General features: G+C 50.4%; 21 protein-coding genes. 5 read left to right on the forward strand and 16 right to left on the reverse strand.

The window, feature by feature from the left end; translation table 11 throughout:
* Positions 1-22: 22 nt before the first annotated feature.
* From EAT1B_RS05715 to EAT1B_RS05725, 3 genes are read right to left on the reverse strand one after another with little or no spacing between them, the layout of a single operon-like run.
* On the reverse strand, positions 23-862 hold the full coding sequence (locus tag EAT1B_RS05715) for a YitT family protein (RefSeq protein ID WP_012727196.1): 840 nt from the start codon (positions 860-862) through the stop codon (positions 23-25).
* Positions 863-877: 15 nt separating this feature from the next.
* Entirely contained in the window at positions 878-1,996 is a 1,119-nt protein-coding gene (locus EAT1B_RS05720) for a M20/M25/M40 family metallo-hydrolase (protein WP_012727197.1), read from the reverse strand.
* Position 1,997: 1 nt separating this feature from the next.
* Positions 1,998-3,125, reverse strand: coding sequence for an AI-2E family transporter (locus EAT1B_RS05725; RefSeq protein ID WP_012727198.1), 1,128 nt, complete (start codon positions 3,123-3,125; stop codon positions 1,998-2,000).
* A 172-nt stretch (positions 3,126-3,297) separates the two neighbouring features.
* Between EAT1B_RS05725 and EAT1B_RS15635 the strand changes: the two genes are divergently transcribed.
* Positions 3,298-4,455: a hypothetical protein gene (locus EAT1B_RS15635; protein ID WP_012727199.1), complete on the forward strand. Its 1,158-nt coding sequence runs from the start codon at positions 3,298-3,300 to the stop codon at positions 4,453-4,455.
* Between the two features lie 11 nt (positions 4,456-4,466).
* On the opposite strand, the gene EAT1B_RS15990 is transcribed toward EAT1B_RS15635, so the two are convergent.
* Positions 4,467-4,631 (reverse strand): hypothetical protein, encoded by a 165-nt coding sequence (locus tag EAT1B_RS15990; RefSeq protein WP_012727200.1) that lies wholly within the window; start codon positions 4,629-4,631, stop codon positions 4,467-4,469.
* A gap of 19 nt (positions 4,632-4,650) precedes the next feature.
* On the reverse strand, positions 4,651-4,875 hold the full coding sequence (locus EAT1B_RS05740; protein WP_012727201.1) for a hypothetical protein: 225 nt from the start codon (positions 4,873-4,875) through the stop codon (positions 4,651-4,653).
* 119 nt (positions 4,876-4,994) lie between these two features.
* Here EAT1B_RS05740 and EAT1B_RS05745 point away from each other — a divergent pair, with 119 nt between their 5' ends.
* Positions 4,995-5,870, forward strand: coding sequence for a hypothetical protein (locus EAT1B_RS05745; RefSeq protein WP_012727202.1), 876 nt, complete (start codon positions 4,995-4,997; stop codon positions 5,868-5,870).
* A gap of 35 nt (positions 5,871-5,905) precedes the next feature.
* Here EAT1B_RS05745 and EAT1B_RS05750 read toward each other — a convergent pair whose 3' ends face one another.
* From EAT1B_RS05750 to EAT1B_RS05780, 8 genes are all read right to left on the reverse strand, one after another.
* Positions 5,906-6,655 carry an SDR family oxidoreductase gene (locus EAT1B_RS05750; protein WP_031422476.1) on the reverse strand — a complete coding sequence of 250 codons (750 nt, stop codon included), beginning with the start codon at positions 6,653-6,655 and terminating at the stop codon, positions 5,906-5,908.
* 112 nt (positions 6,656-6,767) lie between these two features.
* Positions 6,768-8,465 (reverse strand): methyl-accepting chemotaxis protein, encoded by a 1,698-nt coding sequence (locus EAT1B_RS05755; RefSeq protein ID WP_012727204.1) that lies wholly within the window; start codon positions 8,463-8,465, stop codon positions 6,768-6,770.
* Between the two features lie 200 nt (positions 8,466-8,665).
* A complete protein-coding gene (locus EAT1B_RS05760) occupies positions 8,666-10,510 on the reverse strand; it encodes a methyl-accepting chemotaxis protein (protein ID WP_012727205.1) in 1,845 nt (614 codons plus the stop codon).
* Between the two features lie 124 nt (positions 10,511-10,634).
* Positions 10,635-13,364: a carboxypeptidase regulatory-like domain-containing protein gene (locus EAT1B_RS05765; RefSeq protein WP_012727206.1), complete on the reverse strand. Its 2,730-nt coding sequence runs from the start codon at positions 13,362-13,364 to the stop codon at positions 10,635-10,637.
* A gap of 124 nt (positions 13,365-13,488) precedes the next feature.
* Positions 13,489-13,701 (reverse strand): DUF2922 family protein, encoded by a 213-nt coding sequence (locus EAT1B_RS05770; protein WP_012727207.1) that lies wholly within the window; start codon positions 13,699-13,701, stop codon positions 13,489-13,491.
* A 27-nt stretch (positions 13,702-13,728) separates the two neighbouring features.
* On the reverse strand, positions 13,729-13,941 hold the full coding sequence (locus tag EAT1B_RS05775; protein ID WP_012727208.1) for a hypothetical protein: 213 nt from the start codon (positions 13,939-13,941) through the stop codon (positions 13,729-13,731).
* A 26-nt stretch (positions 13,942-13,967) separates the two neighbouring features.
* A complete protein-coding gene (locus EAT1B_RS15755; protein ID WP_012727209.1) occupies positions 13,968-14,108 on the reverse strand; it encodes a YvrJ family protein in 141 nt (46 codons plus the stop codon).
* 68 nt (positions 14,109-14,176) lie between these two features.
* Complete coding sequence (locus EAT1B_RS05780; RefSeq protein WP_012727210.1) at positions 14,177-14,386, reverse strand: hypothetical protein; 210 nt, start codon at positions 14,384-14,386, stop codon at positions 14,177-14,179.
* Positions 14,387-14,705: 319 nt separating this feature from the next.
* Between EAT1B_RS05780 and EAT1B_RS05785 the strand changes: the two genes are divergently transcribed.
* The gene (locus EAT1B_RS05785) at positions 14,706-15,149 is read left to right on the forward strand and encodes a hypothetical protein (RefSeq protein ID WP_012727211.1); all 444 of its coding nucleotides are present in this window, start codon (positions 14,706-14,708) and stop codon (positions 15,147-15,149) included.
* Positions 15,150-15,198: 49 nt separating this feature from the next.
* Here EAT1B_RS05785 and EAT1B_RS05790 read toward each other — a convergent pair whose 3' ends face one another.
* The 3 genes from EAT1B_RS05790 to EAT1B_RS05800 are packed head-to-tail and all read right to left on the reverse strand — an operon-like array spanning position 15,199 to position 18,133.
* Entirely contained in the window at positions 15,199-15,540 is a 342-nt protein-coding gene (locus EAT1B_RS05790; RefSeq protein WP_012727212.1) for a YxeA family protein, read from the reverse strand.
* Positions 15,541-15,552: 12 nt separating this feature from the next.
* Positions 15,553-17,385, reverse strand: coding sequence for an ABC transporter permease (locus tag EAT1B_RS05795; RefSeq protein ID WP_012727213.1), 1,833 nt, complete (start codon positions 17,383-17,385; stop codon positions 15,553-15,555).
* A complete protein-coding gene (locus EAT1B_RS05800; protein ID WP_012727214.1) occupies positions 17,372-18,133 on the reverse strand; it encodes an ABC transporter ATP-binding protein in 762 nt (253 codons plus the stop codon). Before EAT1B_RS05800 ends, EAT1B_RS05795 begins: the two co-directional genes overlap by 14 nt.
* Before the next feature lie 106 nt (positions 18,134-18,239).
* On the opposite strand from EAT1B_RS05800, the gene EAT1B_RS05805 reads away from it, so the two are divergent.
* The gene (locus tag EAT1B_RS05805) at positions 18,240-18,929 is read left to right on the forward strand and encodes a response regulator transcription factor (RefSeq protein WP_012727215.1); all 690 of its coding nucleotides are present in this window, start codon (positions 18,240-18,242) and stop codon (positions 18,927-18,929) included.
* Between the two features lie 13 nt (positions 18,930-18,942).
* On the forward strand, positions 18,943-20,316 hold the full coding sequence (locus EAT1B_RS05810; RefSeq protein ID WP_041917934.1) for a sensor histidine kinase KdpD: 1,374 nt from the start codon (positions 18,943-18,945) through the stop codon (positions 20,314-20,316).
* Positions 20,317-20,326 lie beyond the last annotated feature (10 nt).

Raw genomic sequence — 20,326 nt, forward strand, 5'->3', positions numbered from 1 at the left:
GCGCGAAATCCCCTTTCTGGATTCAAACACGTGGTTGATAACTAAATCCTAGACCGTGTACGTCTGCGACATTGTAGACAATCATGAACGACTGTTTGTCGATGGCATTGACGGCTTTGAGTGCTGTCTGATACTCGCTCCGCGTCAACACGATCATCAACATCTCTCGATCTTTCCCTTGAAATCCTCCTCTGACATCAAACACGGTAATGCCTCGGTCGACTTCTCGATAGAGCGCTTGTTTGATGTCATCGAGATGAGACTCACTCATAATAAAGATTGCTTTCTTCCGATCGAGCCCGAGTTCGATATACGCCATGACGGCCGATGTCAAAATAATCGAGGAGATGGCGAAAAGGAACGACTCGACCCCAAATACGAACACACTCGATACGACGATGAGGGCGTCCGTCAAAAAGAATCCGATTGCCGTATTCAATCCCGTATATTTGTGCAAGATTAACGGCGGAATCGTGGTCCCCCCACTCGAAGCCCCGATTCGATAGAGCATCGCGACGGCAACGGCGAACAAGATGCTACCGAAGACGACCGAGAAGAAGCGATCTGACGTGACCATATACTTCGGAATGACCGCGAGCGCAATCGGTAAAAACAGACTACCGAGTAAAGTGTTATAAAACACTTTCTTCCCAAGAAAGACGAATGTCAGGATGAGCAAGAGTCCGTTTAGAACCGAGACGACAATCGAACGATCGATATCAAGGACTTCCTCTAACAGAATCCCAATCCCGGTCACACCGCCTGCGGCGATGTCGTGAGGACCTAAAAATAGATTGATGGCCAACCCGATGACGATGATGGCAGCGAGAATCACCGCGATATCACTTATTCTTTTTCGCATCACAATCCCTTCCTCTCACGAGCGGAACGTCTGCATCGTTTCAATGACCCGTAAGACAAAAGAGACACTATCTTCTAATTCTTTGATTGGAATCGATTCATCGATGGTATGAATGGCTTCATATCCAATCGAGACATTCAGCGCCACTTTCCCGGACTCGTTGAACACGTTCGCATCACTTCCTCCGCCACTATGCTCGTAGCGGACTTCAAACGAGTGATCCGTCAATGCTTTCGCCACGTGTTGAACGAACGGTTCATCTTCTGAAAACCGATAGCTCCGAATCATCTGTTCTGTTTTGATGTCGACCGTCCCACCATGATTTGAAGCTGCCTGTTCAAATGCAAGAATCATGTGCTTCACCTGGTCCACACACGCCTCATGATCAAGTGACCTCGCCTCCCCGACTAACGTCACCTGCTCCATGACGACATTACTCCCCGTTCCTCCAGAGATTTTTCCGATATTCGCCGTCGTCTTTTCTGAGATTCTACCGAGTTTCATGTTTTGAATGGCGTCCGAAGCAATGAGGAGTGCAGAGATTCCTTTTTCCGGTTCAAGTCCCGCATGGGCAGCTCTTCCGTGAATGTCGACTTGAAGACTAAACATGCTCGGGGAACTCAAGATGATACCGCCGACCGACCCACCATTGTCAAGAATCAGTCCATGTGTTGCTTGAATCGTCGACATATCAAGCGCTTTGGCACCAAGCAATCCAACTTCCTCGCCAGGGGTAAAGACAAGCTCGATTGGTCCGTGTCGAGCGCCTTCACTCTGCAAGCGCTCCACGACTTCGAGCATGATGGCAATTCCCGCTTTGTCATCGGCCGCCAGAATCGTCTCCCCTTCAGAAAAAACGATATCATCCCGGATGATTGGAACGATTCCTTTCCCCGGAGACACCGTATCGATATGAGCCGATAAAAATAACGGTTCGATTGAAGAATCTCCCTTTAGACGAGCAATCAGATTGTTTGATCCAAGACCGGTCCGATCTTTCGAATCATCTTCATCGATTTCAAGACCCATGCGGGCACATCGTTCTTTTAGTTCATCTAAAAACGGACCTTCTGCATAGGATTCTGAATCGATTCGCACGAGATCCATAAACGTTTCCGTCACTCGGGATGACATCTCAATCATTCCTTTCGATTGGTGATTTCGACGATTTACGTAACTGATACAACTTTTGAAGGTTAAGGAATGTGACTTTTAACACGGCGTAGAAAGGAACAGCAAGCAACATACCGACGATACCGGCTAATCGACCTGCGACGAGTAAGACCAAGGTAATCGTGATGGGATGGACCCGTAGCGACTTCCCTTGTACAAGAGGAGAGATGACATTGGCATCTAATTGTTGAATGATGGTAATCGCGACAATGACATAGATCGCTTTGACCGGTTCATCGATGAACGCGATCAAGACGGCTGGAGCGGCCCCGAGAAAAGGACCGAAATAAGGAATGATATTCGTAGCAAAAATAAAGATACCGAGCGGCAAGAAGAACGGGACATCGAGTAACCAGAGTGCAATCGTCGCAAAGAAGCCGACGAACGTACAGACGATCAACTGGGCTCGAACGTATCGTTTGATTGTTTCATGCATGTCATGAAGGATTTGACGGGCATCTTGTTCATAAGTTCTTGGGACCCAGCGCACAATCGCACTCGCCAGTTTTCCTCCATCAATCAGCATAAACACATATAAGAACAAGGCGATAAACAGGGTGAACAATCCCGAGATGATAAACGCGAGGACACGACCGAGTGACCCGGCTACACTTCCAATTACTGCACCGACCGTATCCGTCAATTGACGAATCCACGTATCAATGGAGGTCTCATTTTGATTGATATAGTTCTGAAACCACGTATATTCTTCCAAGGCTCGATACAAGTTCACAAGTTGCCGATAACTCGCTTCTGCCACCCGAGGAAAGGCATCGAGGAGAGCGAAGAGTTGACGAGTCAAGATTGGACCGAGGGTGATCACAAACAAGACAGCGAGAAGGAGTAAGAACAAGAGAATGATGAGAATCGCAAACGATCGTCGCTTTAACCTACTTTCGAGCCAATCGACGAATCCGACAGTGAGATAGAATAGGACTCCTGCGATTAGAAATGGCGTGAGAACTGTGGCAAAAAAGATTCCAAGTGGGTAAAAGATAAATTCGACTTGTTTCAACATAAAAAGAATCGTTAAGATGAGCAACACCCAAATCCCGTTACGAAAGGCCGGGGTGAGCCAGAAGGGTTGCATGGCATGTCTCCTTTCATGGAATCTTACCTACTTTTTTCCCCGATTCCTAAAAATCATTCTTTCACAGGAAAAACAACACAATTCATCCGAACACCTTCCAAAATATTTGTTTACCTCTTTCCAAATGAAGGAATAAGCATAGCATCGAACTTTATAGAAAGAAGGTGCCCCCGTGACTTGTCCCCACTGCGGAAAGAAGACACGATCGAAAACGGTTTGTCCGACGTGTGGCCGCCGCTCACGTCGCACGATTTGGTTATTTGCCGTCCCATTCGCTATCGCACTCATTGCCTTTGTCACCTTCATTGGAAACGCCTATTTCACGGACATGTTGCGTTCGACCGACTCGCTCGCTGATCAGGTCAACTTGCCGATCGGGGAAGAGACGGTATCCGCTGACGAAGCGACACCGGTCGACTTCGCCGCCTTACAGGATAGCCTCTTCACCGTCAGTTACGGGACAGGATTTTTGGTGAGCTCACGCGATGTCGTGACGGCTGCCTCGAATGTGGCTGGGTTGACGAATATCATCATGTACCATGACGGTGAGGCCGTCTCCGGCACCGTCGTCGGTCGGACGAAGCTCATCGCCGTCATTCGAATCGAAGAGACGGAGAACACACCATACACACTCACGCAAGCGATTGCCGCAGAGGACGAGACGTTGACAACGTTGACGATGCAAGAACGCATCAACGGTACGGTCACCTTCGCCGAGAACGGCTATAGCCGAAACTTTGAATTACCTCGTCATGCGTATGGCAGTCCGCTCCTTTCAGCATCCGGGCGAGTCGTCGCCATCCATTTGCGTGGGATCGCCTTGCCGACCGCATTATTTGAACAAGACATCCGTACGTTCATCGCAAAAGATGCACCGGCACCGCCACCCATCGAACTCGCACCGGTCGAACCAATCAAACCGGATTTGAACGAAGAACCGGTCGTCGTTCCAGAAGCACCACCTATTCCCGAGGCGCAACCGGACATCCCGCCGGCCACTGAACCGGAAGTTCCAGTTGAGGAAGAAGTCGAAGAGGAGGTTGTGGAAGAGCCCGAACCGACGACACCGGAAGTGACGCCGGAAGAACCTGCGGAACCGCCGAGTGAACCAGAAGAACCGACGGACCCACCGGAAACGGAAGAGCCGATTGAAGACGATCCCCCGGTAACCGAGCCGGAGGAACCGACCGAACCGGAAGAGCCAACGGAGCCGGAAGAACCGACGACGCTCGAACCAAACGGGGATGAGGACTCCATCGTCGAAGACGATCCGGACACTGAAGAAAACATAAATGAAGAAGAAAACGACACAAGCACCCCATCTGAATGATGGAGTGCTTGTTATTCGTCACGTGTGAAACGTCGTTGGAGATTGCCGAGCACCGCTCCTAATCCGAGTAATAGAATCGACAGCGCCCAAAACGGGAGTGCGTCTTGCAACAACCAGACGACGAGGGCACTGAAGCCGACGACAGCTCCAAGCCATAAAAAGTTCCGTTGTCCCATGTCATTCACCTCGTCCTCATCATAACACATCGACCCGATGCGCCGTCGCTTGCGGTGGCAAGGAGCGTGTCAACCGTTCATCATGCTCGACTCGAACCTGTTGCCCGACGAGAAGCGGTGTCTCGTCCAAAAGAGGTCTCGCTACATGAAACACGATGCCATCGAACGGCTCCGCCTCCCGCTTAGGCGTGACGCGGATTTTTTCCTCCATCACCTCTGCGACATATCCAGTGAACGTCGCCATGCCTTCCCCCTCCTTTCCATCTCTTACTTTCCATTTCCCGTTTTTGTAAAAGATGCTACTCGACTGTGACAAGAACAAGTATAATAGAGCGACACCAGTACTTGTGAGGAGGACACCCTATGACACAAACGATCGATTTACACACCCCAGAGTTCCAGCGCACGTTCCTTGAGATGATGCTCCTCGCAGAATTAACAGAAGCTTATAACGCTGAAGCCATCAATGATATGGCGACACGGGGCGAGACCGCGTTCCCGGACGACCCATTCTTCCCGGCGATGCGCGCTTATCCATACATTCGAGAAGGTGACACCGAGTCGGCCAAACCGTGGCTTGAGAAAGCGAGCGCACTCGGCGATCACTACATTCTTCATATGTTGAAAGGATTCGTCAGTGAAGATACCGGGTTCACGTTCGAAGCGGAACAACACTTTCTCCGTGGCGTCGAACGCTATCCGGATGTTCCAATCATGCATCGCGCCCTTGCCGTCCACTACTTCGACCGCAAGTTCCATGGCGAGGCCGGTCTTCATATCATGAACTATGTCCGACTTGCCGGATTTGGTCCGGACACCGTCCCGATGTTGCTCGAATTTTTCCAAGTGTATGACGACATTCCGCTCGATATGGTCGATGAGCTGATGAAGACGGCGAGCGGTTACTTAACATTAAACCCGCATGACCCGCATGCCCATTCCTTATACGCGTCTATGTGTAGCCATCGTTTCGCTGCACTGACGACCGAGTTGAAGGATGATGACCCGCTTACCGATGAGATGATTTGGATGCTCCTTGAAGTCGAGAATCACGGGATGTGGAGTGCGACCTATGACCGCAGTGAAGAGCGGATGTTCCGCCATATGTTCGCGGAATACGTCGACAACGTCATTCTTCCGAACACGTCACAGTTTTATGTATGGCGCCTTCGGTTACGTTACTTGACACGTCGCCTGACACACCGCTTCACGGGTGGCTACTCTGTACCGACATCCTAAAAAAACATCACGCCAACACGGCGTGATGTTTTTGTTTATCCAGCATACGGTTTAATCGGTCCACGTAGGCTGAACGAATAATCTTCCGGGTCGACAATGCCGACGACTTCGTCCCCTTCGAGCAATTCATACAGAAATTCTGCCATCTCGCGCGCCGTATGATACTTCGCGACGTTTTCACTGTAGTCGAATCCTTCCGTATCGCGCGCCCGGTCCGCGAAACTCGTCTCCGTCGCGGCCGGTGCCAGTACTTTCGCCCGAAGCTTGGCACCATTCTGCTTCAACTCTTGCGCGAGCCCTTCCGTATACGCACTGACGAAGAACTTCGTCGCACAATATGTGACCGAGTTCGGGACGATTCGATATCCTCCGACAGATGACACGTTCAACAGTTGTGCCCCTTCGACGTCATGATAATCTCGAACGTATAGACTCGATAAGACGGTGAGTGCCTCGATATTCAAACGAATCATGTTCTCGATTTTACCGAGGTCGACGTCCTTGATGAGATCTGCATCCCCGAATCCTGCGTTGTTGATCCACGTCTCGATGTCGAGGTCCGCAAGCGATTCATATAATCCGTACACGTTCTCGCTATATGATAGGTCGGTCGATTTGATGATGACGTCACTGTCCGACGAGATGGATTTGATTTCATCGCGTAACGACTCCAACTCTTCTTTTCGTCTTGCGACGAGCACGAGCGACTTTCCTTTTTCAGCTAAAAGTTTCGCTGTCTCATACCCGATACCTGAACTGGCTCCTGTAATGACCGTATACTTCATATAATCCACTCCTTTTTGTCGTTTACCTTGTTGTTCATTCCCCACTTTCTTCATCGCGAATCGTTCCGATGTGAACGAAAAGCCCTGACTCCGAAGAGGCAGGACTTTCATTTTATGTCGTGAACTTTCCAATCAGCGTCTGCAGGTCACTCGTCATATTGCCGAGCGACTCGGCGACCCCGTTCAACTCTTGAATCATCGCGAGTTGAGCATCAGCTGTCTCACCGACCGTACGCATCGTGTCGGCCATCCCTTCACTGTCTTGTGACATTTGAAGAGAGGACGTCGCGACTTGTTTCGTCGTCTCCGCAATCTCGTGCGAGGCGATGCGGATATGTGACGTATTGTCGACTGATGTCTCGAGCTGACTGACAATCTGTTCGAACGCGCGTGTCGCTCGTTCAAGCAACAACGTGTTCGTCTCGACGCGTTTCGCACTGACGACGTGTTGGTCGAGAACGGCGTTCGACTGTGCCTGAATCGACTCGATTAACCCAGCGATTTGTGTCGCCGACTGTTTCGACTGCTCGGCAAGCTTACGTACTTCTTCTGCGACGACGGCGAATCCTTTTCCTTGTTCACCGGCACGTGCCGCCTCGATGGCCGCGTTCAATGCCAATAAGTTCGTCTGATCCGTGATGGATTGGATGACCTCGGTGATGAGTGCGATCTCGTCAGACTGTTGCTTCAGTGCCGAAATCGATTCTCCCGTCAGACGTGTCTCCCGCTCCAAAGCGAGTACCTCGTCTTTCGCCTGAGCCATCGTCGCACCACCTTCTTCGGCGAGCATCAAACTCTGTGACACGTCATCGTCAATCGAGCCGATGGACCCGGCAATCCGACCGATGCCTTCATCGGCAGCAGCCACCGCTTGCGACGTCCCTGTCGCTTCTTTCGCCTGCGCGACCGTCTCTTCTACGATTCGGTCGATGAGACGTGTCGTTTCCTCCGTCTGCGACGCCATCTCTTCCGTGCTCGCATAGAGTTCTTCCGATTGTGCCGTGATTTCCTGCGCGTTTTGGGTGACACGGTCAATCAGTTCACGTAAGTTGCCTTTCATGCGGTTGAAGCCGGTCATCAATTGTCCGATTTCATCTTGTGTGAGCGCCTGAAGATCCTCACGTGTCAAATCTCCTTCCGCCACAACGTCCACTTCTTTCGCTAAGAAACGGAGCGGTGCCGTCACCATGTGGCTGATTGCATATCCGGCGCCCATCGTCAGGATAAAACTGACGACGGCGATGACGACCGAGTACCAGAAGGCACGCTGACTCGCTTCTTGGAGCTCCGTTTGCATCGCAAACATCTTCTCTTCGGTCTCGGTCTGCAATGCGTCACCGGTCGATGCGATCGACTTTGTCACGTCCGGCATGAGACGGAGCGTCAAACGATCGATTGCTTCTTGATCTTTTGAGTCAATCGCCGTGATGGCTTGTGTCGCCAACTCGTCATATCCAGTCGCATATTCGAGTAACGCTTCAAATTCTTTTCGTTCGGACTCGTTGTCCGCGAGTTCGATCAACGATTCGATGGCGGCTTTCTTTTCTTCCCCACCCTGGGTGATTTGTTGTTTTCGTTCATCGTCTTGTACGAGCACATACCCACGAACCCCATACGCCTGGCGCACCATCCCGAGCGCCAAGTCGTCCGCTGCTTTCATCTTCATGACATCGTTTGAGATCATCTGTTCATACTGACTCGTCATCCGATCGAGCGTCCACAGATTATAGGCCATCCCGACCAATGTCAGAATCAGGATCAAGCCGACACTTGCCATGATTTTTTTTGATAACGTCCATTTGTTCCACATCTTTTTCACGTACTACGAGGAGTAATCTCCTCTTCCACCTCTTTTTCTCTCTATTTTTATGTATTGCCTTTTCTTTATCGGACACAACAGCCTAATTTGTACCAACAATTTGAAATTCATTTATGTATTGACCTATCTTTTTATTTTTTTGTACTGGGCACAAAAAAAGAACCAGACATCTGCCTGGTTCTGAGACTTGCTTATAGCTTGAATTGCGCCACGCGATTCGAGAGTTCGGTCGCCCGTTTTTCCGTTTCGCCCATCTTCGCCTGAACGTCGTTGAAGCGTTCGACCGAGAGCTGAACTTTCTCTGAGATCGACTGCGTTCCGTCCGCGCCCTCTGTCACGGTCGTCGCCACTTCCTGGATGACCCCAAGAATGTTGTCCGTCATATGGCGAAGTTGAAGCGCATTGCCTTCGAACGTCTTCGCCGTCTCACCGAACACCGTCGCATCCTGTTCATATTGCGTTGCGGCTTCTTCGAGACGATCGTAGTCGGCCATGACTTTCGTGTTGAGGAACGTCAACATATCTTCCGAGCTCGTGTTGAGTCGTTCGACCGAATCGATGACCGTGTTCGATACGTCACGAATCTCGTTGACCGTCTGACGTGAGTTTTCCGCCAATTTGCGAATCTCGGATGCGACGACCGCGAAGCCGCGACCCGCTTCCCCTGCCCGTGCCGCTTCAATCGATGCGTTCAAGGCGAGTAAGTTCGTCTGGTCGGCAATCGCTAAAATGGCCGTCGTCAAGACGCGAATCTCTTCAACTGACTGTGCCCCTTTGATGGCTTCCGCGAGCTCGACTTGTTTCTTCTCGATAATCGCCACTGCTTCTGTTTTCGAGACGACGGCTTGTTCACGCATTTGGTGAGCCCGTGTCTCGACACGATTTGCTGTTTCGGCACTCTCATTGGATAAGTCGACGATTGAATCGATTGAACTTCCCATCTCGGTCGTCGAAGCACTCATTTCTTGTGAAGAGGCTGCCGTTTCTTCCATCCCGGCCGTCAATTCTTCGACCGTACCCGACGTCTCTTCCATATAGTGACTGAGTCGTGTCACTTCGGCGGATACGTCTTTTGAAGACGAGAGGACGACTTTCGCCGTCTCGTCGACATCAATCATGATCTCACGAAGTGTGGCGAGGAACGTGTTGAACGAACGACTGACTTGTGCGATCTCGTCGTTCGACGTGACCGGAATCGTCATCGTTAAGTCGCCACCTTGTGTCGCGAGTTCATCAAAGCGTGTCTGGAGCGTTTGCATCGGTCGAATAATCGAGCGTAACAGGCTGAGTCCGAGGAATAAGAGAATCACCACGGCCCCGACCGTCACGGCAATCAATGCCATGAGAGACTGCATGAATTCACGCTCCATGTCCTGACCGACACGTTGAGATCCTTCTGAGTTGTAGTCGACCAGATCTGCTAGTTTTTGTGTGAAGTTCTCATATGTAGACTTGGACTGTGCATCATAGTATGAGCGAGCCATGCCCGTGTTACCGGTCGAGCTGAACGTCAACATGTTGTCCGAGACGCGTTGATACATCTCCCATTGACGCGAGAAATTCGTAAAGAGTTCCTTGTCCACCTCACCGGAAGCCGTTTTTTCATACTTCGGTGCAATCGTGTTGATTTCGTCACGAATCTCTTTCATTCGTGTCATCAGTTCTTCTTTTTGAGCCGCATCCTCCGTCACGATGTGATCGAGTTCGAGCGTGCGGTAGTTCGCAGCGAGCGTATTAAGTTCGTGCGCGTAATCGAGCCCTTTGTTCCAGTTGTTGACGATGTCGTCCGCTTGACGGTTCGCGTCACTCATTGAAAACAGCGCGTAGCCGCCGACGCCAATGACTAGGACGAGTGAGATGAGGACGAGTCCCCATAACTTTTGACGAATCGTCAAATTCTTCCCAACGTTCGCTCCGAAAGATGTCGTGCGTTCACGCTTCTCTCCGCGTTTCCACTTGAGTGTCGGTTTCCACGTCCATGTCGGTTTTCGTTTGATCCGGCTCAGTGCCTTAGACCATGTTGATTTCCATGCCATCTATGTATTCCCCTCTCAATCATGCAGTGTTTCCTATACTATCGACAATTTTCAGAAAATAATGAAGAGGATTGACCAAACTTAAAAAAGGTGACTCAAACTGCAAGAGTCACCTTCAAATTATTCAATACACAGATTTGGTTGTTTGATTCGTTCGATTCGCAGGTGTCACGACTTTGAATGTCAGTTTCGTGCCACGTCGCTGCGTTCCGATATAGAGGTTGGTCGTCGTCGAGCCGATGGACTTTTTGGCGACCAACTTACTGCCGTTGTAGACGTACAGCGTGCCATACGGGACGTTCGTACGCACCGCTACCGATTTTGTCGTCGAACGGATGGTCCCCGTGCTGATTGTTGGACGGATACCTGATTTGACGACAACCGATTTCGCGTCACGATGAATTCCCGACTTCGCCTCGAAATAGAGCTTCGTTCCAGCACGTGGACGGCTGAACGTGAGCGTATACGACCCACTCGCATTCGATTTCGTCGTCGCGATGACTTTTGAACCGTTCTTTAGCGTCACGGTCGCATTCGGTAACGTCTTCCCGACCCGTTTCGTCTGTTCGTCCGTCAACGTCACCGATGGGATCGTCGCACTTGGTAGCTTATATGTGAGCGTCTTTTTCTTTGACCCGTATGAGGATTCGATCATAACCGTCGTTCCAGGTTTTGCCGAAATATGATACCGGTTCGTCCCGACAACGCGAGTATAGAGCACGACTCCGTTCGAGATGAAATTGATGTCGGTATTTGGGTCGTGTGCCAACGTGAACGTCGCGGATGTCGACGTGAGGAGCACATCCTTCACCGTCAATACTTTCGGTGTGTCACTTGTCACTTTTTTCTCTAACGTTTGAGTAAGTTCAGGACGAAAACTCGCAACGAGTTTGATCGTCTGGCCTTCGCGAAGCGGTTCTTTCAAAGTGATGACGTTGAGACCTTTTGTCAGGCGTTTCGCTGACTCAGCTCTTCCGTTGCGTGAAACAGCGAGCATCGGGTCTAACTTGTCATTATAGACAGTGATTGTCGTGTCACCTGTTTTCGGTAGTTTTGTCCACGTGAAAGATGGCATTGGATAGTCTTTCGTGACGTAGACCATCTCGTAAGGACGTTCTTGTCCAAGGACACGGAAAAAGATTCGGTATGACCAAGGTTGATCAGAACGGTATGTCGTCAATTGCGCCACACCATGTTCATCCGCTTGAACTTCTCTCACTTCAAATGCTGTTTTCGAATTTAATTGTCTTACTTCCACTTTTGCGTGAGGTTCTGTCTGGATAGAGACCCCTTCTATTCGAGTGTCTGTCAGAACTTTTGTCGGATTATTGATTACCGGTTGTCCAAGTATAAATTTCTTTTTGACAGACGCTTCCGTTGCTTGACGGTAATCCCACGCATCAGAAACATATAGCTCGATTGTTTGATTTCCTTCAATGATTCCACTCGAGAGCGTGAAGCGCCCTGTCTCGTCTGCTTGAACGGGACTCGAACACGTAGCAAACGACGCTTTTTCACACGAAAGATATACGGTCGCATTCGGTGCTGTCATTCCGGTAATCTCACCGACTGCTCCGTATTCGAACGAGGTGTCGATTTGAAGTGGAAGTTGTTTGACCGGTTTGTAAGATTTCCAATGGTCCAACATGGCGAAGCTGACCTTAGCGGAGAACAATTGATCAAATGATGGAATCGTATAGCCTTCTGCGAACGGTTGTGCCGACTCGACTTGTGTCACATCCGTCGGCAATTCGGCAACAGGCACCTTATGTTCGGTCCCATTAACGGTTGTGATGGTCGCCATGAGTTGATACGCATGATTCAGCCACGTATGCCCTTCTTCCGAGTTGCCAGTAGCTTTTAACCACGTATACATTTCTTTCGGCTTTTGCCCGAAACGTTCAATTGGCAACAACCACTGGTCGTCTTGTACGAAGTATCCATTCTCGATTAAATCGAACTCGCTATTCGTGTTGCGCGTGCGCAAGCTCGTCTCCGTGATGCGATTTTCCGTTAAATCAATCGTGACCATCGAATCATCAAACGTCACACCATAGTAGAGCCCATCGTGATAGACCAGTGACGTGATATCATAATGAATCTGCCTGTTCAAATTGAGTGTTTGAATCGTTCGGGTTGCGAAATCGTAGACGTATAAATGATTAGAGCCTTTCATGAAGAGTCGATCGGTCTTCGACTCAAAATCGATGGATAACGATTCATTTGGAAACGTCGTTTTTCCTAGTTCCTCTCCCGTCTCGAGTGAGAGGTGTGTGATTGACTTGTCGGACGTATTGAATGCAATCAATTCATCAAGGTTCGTCCCTAATATGAGACGTTGTCCTGAAATGAGCGGGTACGTCCTTTTGACCGTTCCTTTCAGATCCGTCAACGCCCACTCGTTTTTGTACGAATCACGCCAGAGCATCACGTCTCGGCTAGCATCATATGATACGAGATCCGCCCGATGTGGTGATTCCAAGGAGTCGATTCGAGACGTCGTCCCGTCTCGCTGGACACGGATGAGGGGTTGATCATATTGGGGAACGGCAATCCATTCCTGTCTGTCTAGACTCGCAATCCACGAACGGACGCCTCCGTAGCTCCCCTCGTCACCAGATGAATGCGTCGTTAAGTTTCCGGGAAAATCGATGACGACGGTGGACTGATTGCTCGGGTCATGGAGTCGCGTCTTCCCGTCCTGATAATCTAAATAAAATGGTGATCGCGGGATCACTTTAATCGTTTCTTCAAGTTTCGTCCCGACCTCGATGACAGAAGCAGCCCACGCCTCCTGCCTTGGCACCATAAGCAACAACATCATCAGCGTGATGGTATATAAATATCGTTTCAACTTTTTACAAACCCTTCCTTAATTTATTTATTTTTTGCTCCTTTTAATATAATTGTTAATTATGATTTTTGAAAGATAATTATGTAAATAAAAAGAAGCATCGCGATGGCGATGCTTCTCGACCTTACTTCTCACTCAATACCGTCTGCGTACCTTCAATCATCTTGATTTCGGTCCACTCCATCACGTTCTTCGCGAGCGGATCGTTGGCGACCATGAAGTCAGCAAGCGCTTCTACTTTTTGGGTGTCGACCGGTTGTTTCACGTTGTTCAAGCGGAAGCGTACGACCTTATGGAATGCATCTAAAAATGAGATTTCAAGTTTTGTGTCAGTCATGGGTGATTCTCCTCCTTAGGGTATGGGTTAGACTAAATCGTATTCACGGACGATGCCGAGGTCTGCTTCCTCTTGAATGACGAGGTCGATCAAGAGACGACCGAACGCGTCAATCGTATCTGCCGTCAGATTGGCACGAATCGGACCGAACCGTTGTGCTTTTTTCGTCGGTTTTGCTGTTTGTACGTCATGATGCGTCGTCAAAACGAACGTTGCTTTCTTCTCTGTTAAGACAGCCATGGGGGATGGCTCCTTTCAATAGGGGATTAGGTTTCTGATACGGTCGAGGTATCCATTCGTTCGAGCAGCTGGATCATGCGATCGAGCTTCGTCTCAATCCGATGAAGCAAATAGAGCGAGACGACGATGGGGAACCCCAGATTGGAGATGAGTTCGGGCCAACTCATGTGACCACCTGCTCATCGTGCCGAGGATTGGCAGCGGGACGAGTACGGTTCTTCATAAGTCCTCCCTGTTAATACACTAGAAATTCTTGGGCCACGACGTAGTTGGCGGATTCCACATCAATCAGTGCCTTAATCAAGTCACCAAACTGTTTCATCCGCGCCTCATCCATCCGACTTCCAAGCGGTCCATAGCGAACGAGTTGCTTTTTCTCTTTGCCGTCGAGTTGTCGCCGGGTGTCCAAATAAAGCATCGTCGCTGTTTCTCGATATGCTGCCATCTGTCTCACCTCCTTCGCCCTTATTAACCGCTTTCAAGAAGAAAGTGCTCATTCTATTTTTCTATAACAATAAGTGACGATAGTCCCAAACTTTCTGAATTTTTATTCATTTTTCAAATATTGACTGCTTTTCTTGAGTTTTCATACCAATTAGGGTATCTTAATCTTCGGCAGACAACGTTCAAAAATACGTCAAAAGTCCCACGAATCATTTCCCCTCTTTGAAAAAACTGTAAGTTAAAATCTTGTAAATGGGGTACGATACGTAGGAGGACATTTTTGAAATGACCCGTCCGTCTTGAAGAAGGAGATCTATCATATGAACAGCCTAGACATCGCAAGTATCACTTCAATTCCTTCCGCTCAACACGACTTCGACCAAGCCGACCTGACGTTTTCAGCGACCGAATGGGATACATACCGGCCGGAACAAGGAAAACCAATTTCGTATAAAGAGCAACATTTGATTGTCTATCCGCTCAAAGAATTGAGCCGTGCCTTTAGTGTGGCCGGCATCCCACGCAGCCAACAGCAATTGATCAAGTGGGAGACTGATGGCGTCTTGCCGCCGACCCCGTTCACGTTCGGTCGGAAGCGATTCTATACGGAAAATCAGATTCGTACCATTGTCGACATCGCATTGGAATGCGGATTGCGCCCACGAACGCACGTCAAAAAGACGAACTTCTCCGAATTGGCGCATCATGAACTAACGTACATATTAAAACTCGAACTAAACGCCTACGAGGCGCCTGTCATCTGAACAGGCAAAAGCCATCCGCCATGAAGGTCATGACGAATGGCTTTTTTACTCACTTTTTCGAAATCGACTGCGGCACGTCCGCACGGGACACTTCCTCATATGAGGTGACCGTGTCTCCATCCTTCACATAGAGACGTAAATACGCCCCTTCCCGAAGTTTGTTTGCGGCCGTGAAGGTAACTTCCTTCGACTTCCCGTCTGACGTGAAAGCTGGTTGCGTGTATACGTATCGCTTCATCACTTCACCGTTCTCGAGTGTCGTCTCTTCCACATCGGACACCGCTTCTACTTTGACGAACAGGGTATCCTTCCCAATTCGATTCCAATCCACCTGAGTGACTCCGACCACTACTAAAATCAAAACCATTGCAATTCCAATCCATTTTTTCATATTTTTCTCTCCTTACCGAACCGCCGTCATAAAGCGACGAACTGTGATGCCATAATAGACCGCATAAATGGACGTATAGACGCCCATCCATACGAGAACCGGTATCGTGAAATTCATGCTCAACAAGTTTGAAAACGCGATGAGCGCCACAGTCGCATGCAGAATCCCTAGCGCGAATGGGGCGAGAAACACGACGAGGATTTGTTGGCGCACCGTCCGGCGCACGTCCCGATCGGATATGCCAATTTTCTGTAATATCGTATACTTCGCCCGGTCATCTTCTGCCTCCGTCATCGTCTTGAAGTAGATGACGCTACCTGTCGCGACGAGGAAGACGAGCCCAAGGAATGTCCCGACAAAGAGAAGCGCCCCGTTCATCGCCATCGTCTCGGCATACACGTCCGGTGCACTTGAGAACGCTTCGAGCCCGAGTTCCGCTAGACGTTCGGACTGGTCGCGCTGATTTTTGAACGATTCCGTGAGGGTGACGTGATATGTCTCGCTCGGTTCCGTCATCGTCTTGAACATGTCGTCGACCACAACGAGGAACGACCCGCCGAACGTCATCACGTTGAGCGGCGACTCTTCAAGACGCGTCGACACGTCAACCGTCTGTCCTGACAGTTCGACCGATTCGAGATTTTCCGAGTAACGTTCGTCATAGAACGGGTCGACCCATACGACCTCACCCTGTTTGAACGGAGCCGGCTCTGCCACGCCGAGACCTTGCAGAAGATGGCGGTATGTCGACTCATCGATGACCCCGAGCTCACGCTCTCCGTACTGTGCTTCCGTCCGAATCGTCTTTTGCTCGACGCTTGATTCGAACGTCGCTCCGTTCACCTCAACCGCCTCCCCTTTCCAGGCATACGTGTAAGGTGTATATGAGGCGACATTCTCTTCCGCGTAATAGTAGACGCTGAAGATGGCACCGCCGGCCGTGATTGCCGTCGCGCTGATGATGCTGATCAACGTGAGCGTCTTCGCGTTCCCGCGAATGCGATAGAGGAGCTGTGATGTCGTCAACAAATTGAGCCGTTTCCACGACCAATGCTCCTTCCCTTTTAACCACGTTAATCCGAAAATCAAGACACTATGGAAGAGAAGCGCCGACCCGATGACACTCAATCCGATGATGAGCAGCGGCATCGCGAGTCCAAGCGTTTTCCAAAGTGAGGACGTCATCAAATCTTGAAGGGCGAGCCAGTACGCCACTCCAATGGTGAGGATGCCCGTGAGCGCGACCCAACCTTTCGCCGTCGGAACCCCTTCCCCACTCTTATCCGCATGGAACAGGTCAATCAACTTGAAGCGATAGATGACCCGGTAGCCTTGGAATGAAGTGAACAGGAAAATCGCAAGAAAGACGAGGAACGTCTCGATGAATGCCGACGCCGAGAAAGCGAATCCGATGTTCAAGTCACTGTCCATGAGACGCATCAATAATTGGAGAAGCGCGTTCGCCCCGAAAATTCCGAGAATGATCCCGATGACCAAGGACACCGCTCCGATGACGATGTTCTCGAACAAGAGCAAGAGTCCAATCTGTTTCTTCCGGACCCCGAGTAATGAGTAGAGCCCGACCTCTCGCTTACGTCCTCTCAAAAAGAAGGCGTTCGAGTAGGCGATGAAGAGGGCGACGAACAACATCAAAATGAACGTCGACGTGCTCATCAACCCGCTGATCTTCTTCGATGTTTCCGCAAGCGCACTGATCTCATGGCTGTGCTTCAGTGTCGCGAACGTGAAGTAGATGACGATGGAAAAGATGGTCGTCCCGACATAGAGTGCGTATCGCGACAGATTCCGTACGACGTTTTTCTTAGCGAGCTCAAATAGCGTCATCGACCGCACCGCCTTTCGCGAGCTCCTCGAGGATTGATTGGTAGAATGCGTCTCGTGAGGCGTTGCCGCGAATGAGTTCTTTCTTCAACTGTCCGTCTTGAATATAGAGGACTCGGCGGCAAAAACTTGCGGCGAAGGCGTCATGCGTCACCATCATGATGGTCGTCTCCGCTTCATTCAACCGAGCGAGGGTATCTAAGAGATCGGTCGCCGACTTCGAGTCGAGCGCACCAGTCGGTTCATCGGCAAAGATGAGTTTCGGGTCCGAGATGAGCGCCCGACTAACGGCCGTCCGTTGTTTCTGTCCACCTGAGATTTGGTACGGGTACTGATCGAGAATCCCTTCGAGTCCGAATCGTTTCGCCAACCGCTCGACCTTTGCGCGTGTCTCGTGAACCGGCGTCTTCGAGACGGCGAGCGGGAGCAACATGTTTTCCCGGACCGTCAATGAATCGAGCAAGTTATAGTCCTGAAAGATGAATCCGAGATGATCACGCCGGAAATCGGCGAGCGCCTCCTCATTCATCGACGCAATGTCATCGCCTTCGACTAAAATCTCACCCGCCGTCGGAGTATCGATTGTCGCGAGAACGTTGAGTAACGTCGACTTCCCAGCCCCGGACGGTCCCATGATTCCAACGAACTCCCCATGCTCAATGGTAAAGGAGACGTCATCGAGCGCTCGGAACGTCGCGTCCCCTCTCCCATATGTTTTTTGAATCGCTTTTACTTGTAATAATGTTTCCATGTTCAGCACCTCTTTCTGTCCCTTACATTACGCCCCCTGTCTTAACTCCAACTCACGCGTACCTTACAAAATCCTTACATGATATGCTTAGAACGAGGTGATGACGATGGAACAGCCACGGATTCTCATCGTGGATGATGAACAAGATTTATGTACGTTGATTCAACGCGCGCTTGAAAAGGAAGGATTTCATGAGATTCGGACCGCTCATACGTTGAAGGACGGATTTGATGTCTTCGAAACGTTCCGCCCACACTTGGCAATCTTAGACGTCATGTTGCCGGACGGGGAAGGCTATCAGCTCTGCCAACAGATGCGGGCGCAGTCCAATATCCCGATCCTCTTCCTATCTGCCAAATCGGAAGAAGTCGACAAACTGCTCGGCCTTGCCATCGGTGGAGATGACTACATCACGAAGCCGTTCAGCCCAAAAGAAGTGGCATTCCGCGTAAAGGCACAGCTTCGACGAGTGTCGATGATGGAAGCTCCGGTGGCCGAGACGACGACCGTCGGCCCCTTTCAAATGAATGAAGACGAGACGGAAGTGTATGTGAACGGGGAACGATTGGAGTTGACGGCTAAAGAAGTCGGTCTCCTCGCCTGCTTTTTACGCAACCCGAACCGGATTCTCAGCAAAGAGACGCTCTTCACGCAAGTGTGGGGCGAGTCGTTCTTCGGGTCGGACAACACCGTCATGGTCCACATCCGACGTCTCCGTGAAAAAGTCGAACCGAATCCATCCGAGCCGACTTATATCAAGACGGTCAAGGGACTTGGCTATCGGTTGACGGTATAAAGGAGCGATCATGATGAAATGGAAACTGACCGGTCGCTATTTGTTGTCAATCCTCCTCATTGTGGCGCTCGTTGTCTTCTTAAACATTACGATTTTGTTCGGGCTCCTCGTCAATGACCGGACGGGACTTGACGATGTGGAAAGCAACTCGGGCGAGACCTTTACCCGAAACTTCAGTACGTATCTTTCACTCGAGGATGGCGAACCGGTCGTGTCAGAAGCGGGGCGCGAGGCCCTTCGCCAATCGGGTGCATTCGTCCGCTTTTTAGATGAGACGGGACGAGTCGTCAGCGAGGTCGACGCTCCAAGCGGATTACCGGACGCCTATTCTCCGATTGAGTTGATTCAAATCTATAAATACATGGATGACGACCTCCGACTCTACTTCATCGGGGAATATGAATCGTACAGTTATCTCATCGGTGTGCCGGAGGCAAGTGAACGTCGAATACTCTTTATGTTAGACGAACAGGCGGTTCTTTCGTATATCACGAAGGCGTTCCTCTGGATACTTGTTGTCGATTTGCTCGTCGCCGCTTTGATCGGTGTATTGTTCAGCTCACGATTGACGCGCCCCGTCTACCGCTTGACCGAGCGTATTCAACAACTGAAGCAACGCGACTTCTCGACCGCTGAACCGAAGCAATCTGGGATTTATCGCCCTGTCTTCCACGACTTGAATGCCGTCTCACAGACACTCAAAACGTATGAACGTCAGCGTGCAGAACTCGATGACCGGCGGAAAGAGTGGATGAGCAACGTATCACACGACTTGAAGACCCCGCTCGCCTCCATCCAAGGGTACGCCGAACTGCTCGACGATGATTCGCTCGACGACACCGAGCGCAGACAATACGTACATGTGATCGAGCGTCAGGCTAAGTATATGAAGGAACTGCTCGACGATTTCAATTTGACGATGCGTCTGCAGCACGACGACTTCCCGCTTACCCTCGAAGAGACAAACCTCGAGCCGTTCGTCCGTGAGCTCGTGATTGACGTATTGAACGATTCTCGTTTCGGCGAACGCCACATCGAGTTTGAGGCCACTCAAGCAGCGACCGTCTCGCTCGATCGGCACTTTATGAAGCGGGCCTTGCTCAACTTCTTGTATAACGCCCTTCTCCATAACGACGAGTCGGTGCAGGTGACAGTCCACATCGAGGGTGACATCGTGACGATTGGAGATGATGGACATGGGATTGCTGAATCCGAATTGCCCTATATCTTTGAACGCTATTACCGGGGCACGAATACAGACGACGCACGCGGAAGTGGTCTCGGCATGGCCATCTCACGGGACATCATCGAAGCCCACGGCGGGAAGGTCGAAGTCGACAGTGCACCGGGACACGGCACTTCGATTCGAATCACATTCATGCCATAACAAAAGGGAC

The organism is Exiguobacterium sp. AT1b (genome assembly GCF_000023045.1).
Classification (GTDB): domain Bacteria; phylum Bacillota; class Bacilli; order Exiguobacteriales; family Exiguobacteriaceae; genus Exiguobacterium.

What these genes read in the sequence shown, in the direction of transcription:
- EAT1B_RS05720 (WP_012727197.1), bottom strand. Translation starts at nt 1,996, where the DNA reads ATGTCATCCCGAGTGACGGAAACGTTTATGGATCTCGTGCGAATCGAT.
- EAT1B_RS05755 (WP_012727204.1), bottom strand. Translation starts at nt 8,465, where the DNA reads ATGTGGAACAAATGGACGTTATCAAAAAAAATCATGGCAAGTGTCGGC.
- EAT1B_RS05750 (WP_031422476.1), bottom strand. Translation starts at nt 6,655, where the DNA reads ATGAAGTATACGGTCATTACAGGAGCCAGTTCAGGTATCGGGTATGAG.
- EAT1B_RS05725 (WP_012727198.1), bottom strand. Translation starts at nt 3,125, where the DNA reads ATGCAACCCTTCTGGCTCACCCCGGCCTTTCGTAACGGGATTTGGGTG.
- EAT1B_RS05775 (WP_012727208.1), bottom strand. Translation starts at nt 13,941, where the DNA reads ATGGCTGTCTTAACAGAGAAGAAAGCAACGTTCGTTTTGACGACGCAT.
- EAT1B_RS05740 (WP_012727201.1), bottom strand. Translation starts at nt 4,875, where the DNA reads ATGGCGACGTTCACTGGATATGTCGCAGAGGTGATGGAGGAAAAAATC.
- EAT1B_RS05745 (WP_012727202.1), top strand. Translation starts at nt 4,995, where the DNA reads ATGACACAAACGATCGATTTACACACCCCAGAGTTCCAGCGCACGTTC.
- EAT1B_RS05760 (WP_012727205.1), bottom strand. Translation starts at nt 10,510, where the DNA reads ATGGCATGGAAATCAACATGGTCTAAGGCACTGAGCCGGATCAAACGA.
- EAT1B_RS05805 (WP_012727215.1), top strand. Translation starts at nt 18,240, where the DNA reads ATGGAACAGCCACGGATTCTCATCGTGGATGATGAACAAGATTTATGT.
- EAT1B_RS15990 (WP_012727200.1), bottom strand. Translation starts at nt 4,631, where the DNA reads ATGGGACAACGGAACTTTTTATGGCTTGGAGCTGTCGTCGGCTTCAGT.
- EAT1B_RS05785 (WP_012727211.1), top strand. Translation starts at nt 14,706, where the DNA reads ATGAACAGCCTAGACATCGCAAGTATCACTTCAATTCCTTCCGCTCAA.
- EAT1B_RS05810 (WP_041917934.1), top strand. Translation starts at nt 18,943, where the DNA reads ATGAAATGGAAACTGACCGGTCGCTATTTGTTGTCAATCCTCCTCATT.
- EAT1B_RS05790 (WP_012727212.1), bottom strand. Translation starts at nt 15,540, where the DNA reads ATGAAAAAATGGATTGGAATTGCAATGGTTTTGATTTTAGTAGTGGTC.
- EAT1B_RS05780 (WP_012727210.1), bottom strand. Translation starts at nt 14,386, where the DNA reads ATGGCAGCATATCGAGAAACAGCGACGATGCTTTATTTGGACACCCGG.
- EAT1B_RS05800 (WP_012727214.1), bottom strand. Translation starts at nt 18,133, where the DNA reads ATGGAAACATTATTACAAGTAAAAGCGATTCAAAAAACATATGGGAGA.
- EAT1B_RS05795 (WP_012727213.1), bottom strand. Translation starts at nt 17,385, where the DNA reads ATGACGCTATTTGAGCTCGCTAAGAAAAACGTCGTACGGAATCTGTCG.
- EAT1B_RS15755 (WP_012727209.1), bottom strand. Translation starts at nt 14,108, where the DNA reads ATGAGTTGGCCCGAACTCATCTCCAATCTGGGGTTCCCCATCGTCGTC.
- EAT1B_RS05770 (WP_012727207.1), bottom strand. Translation starts at nt 13,701, where the DNA reads ATGACTGACACAAAACTTGAAATCTCATTTTTAGATGCATTCCATAAG.
- EAT1B_RS05715 (WP_012727196.1), bottom strand. Translation starts at nt 862, where the DNA reads ATGCGAAAAAGAATAAGTGATATCGCGGTGATTCTCGCTGCCATCATC.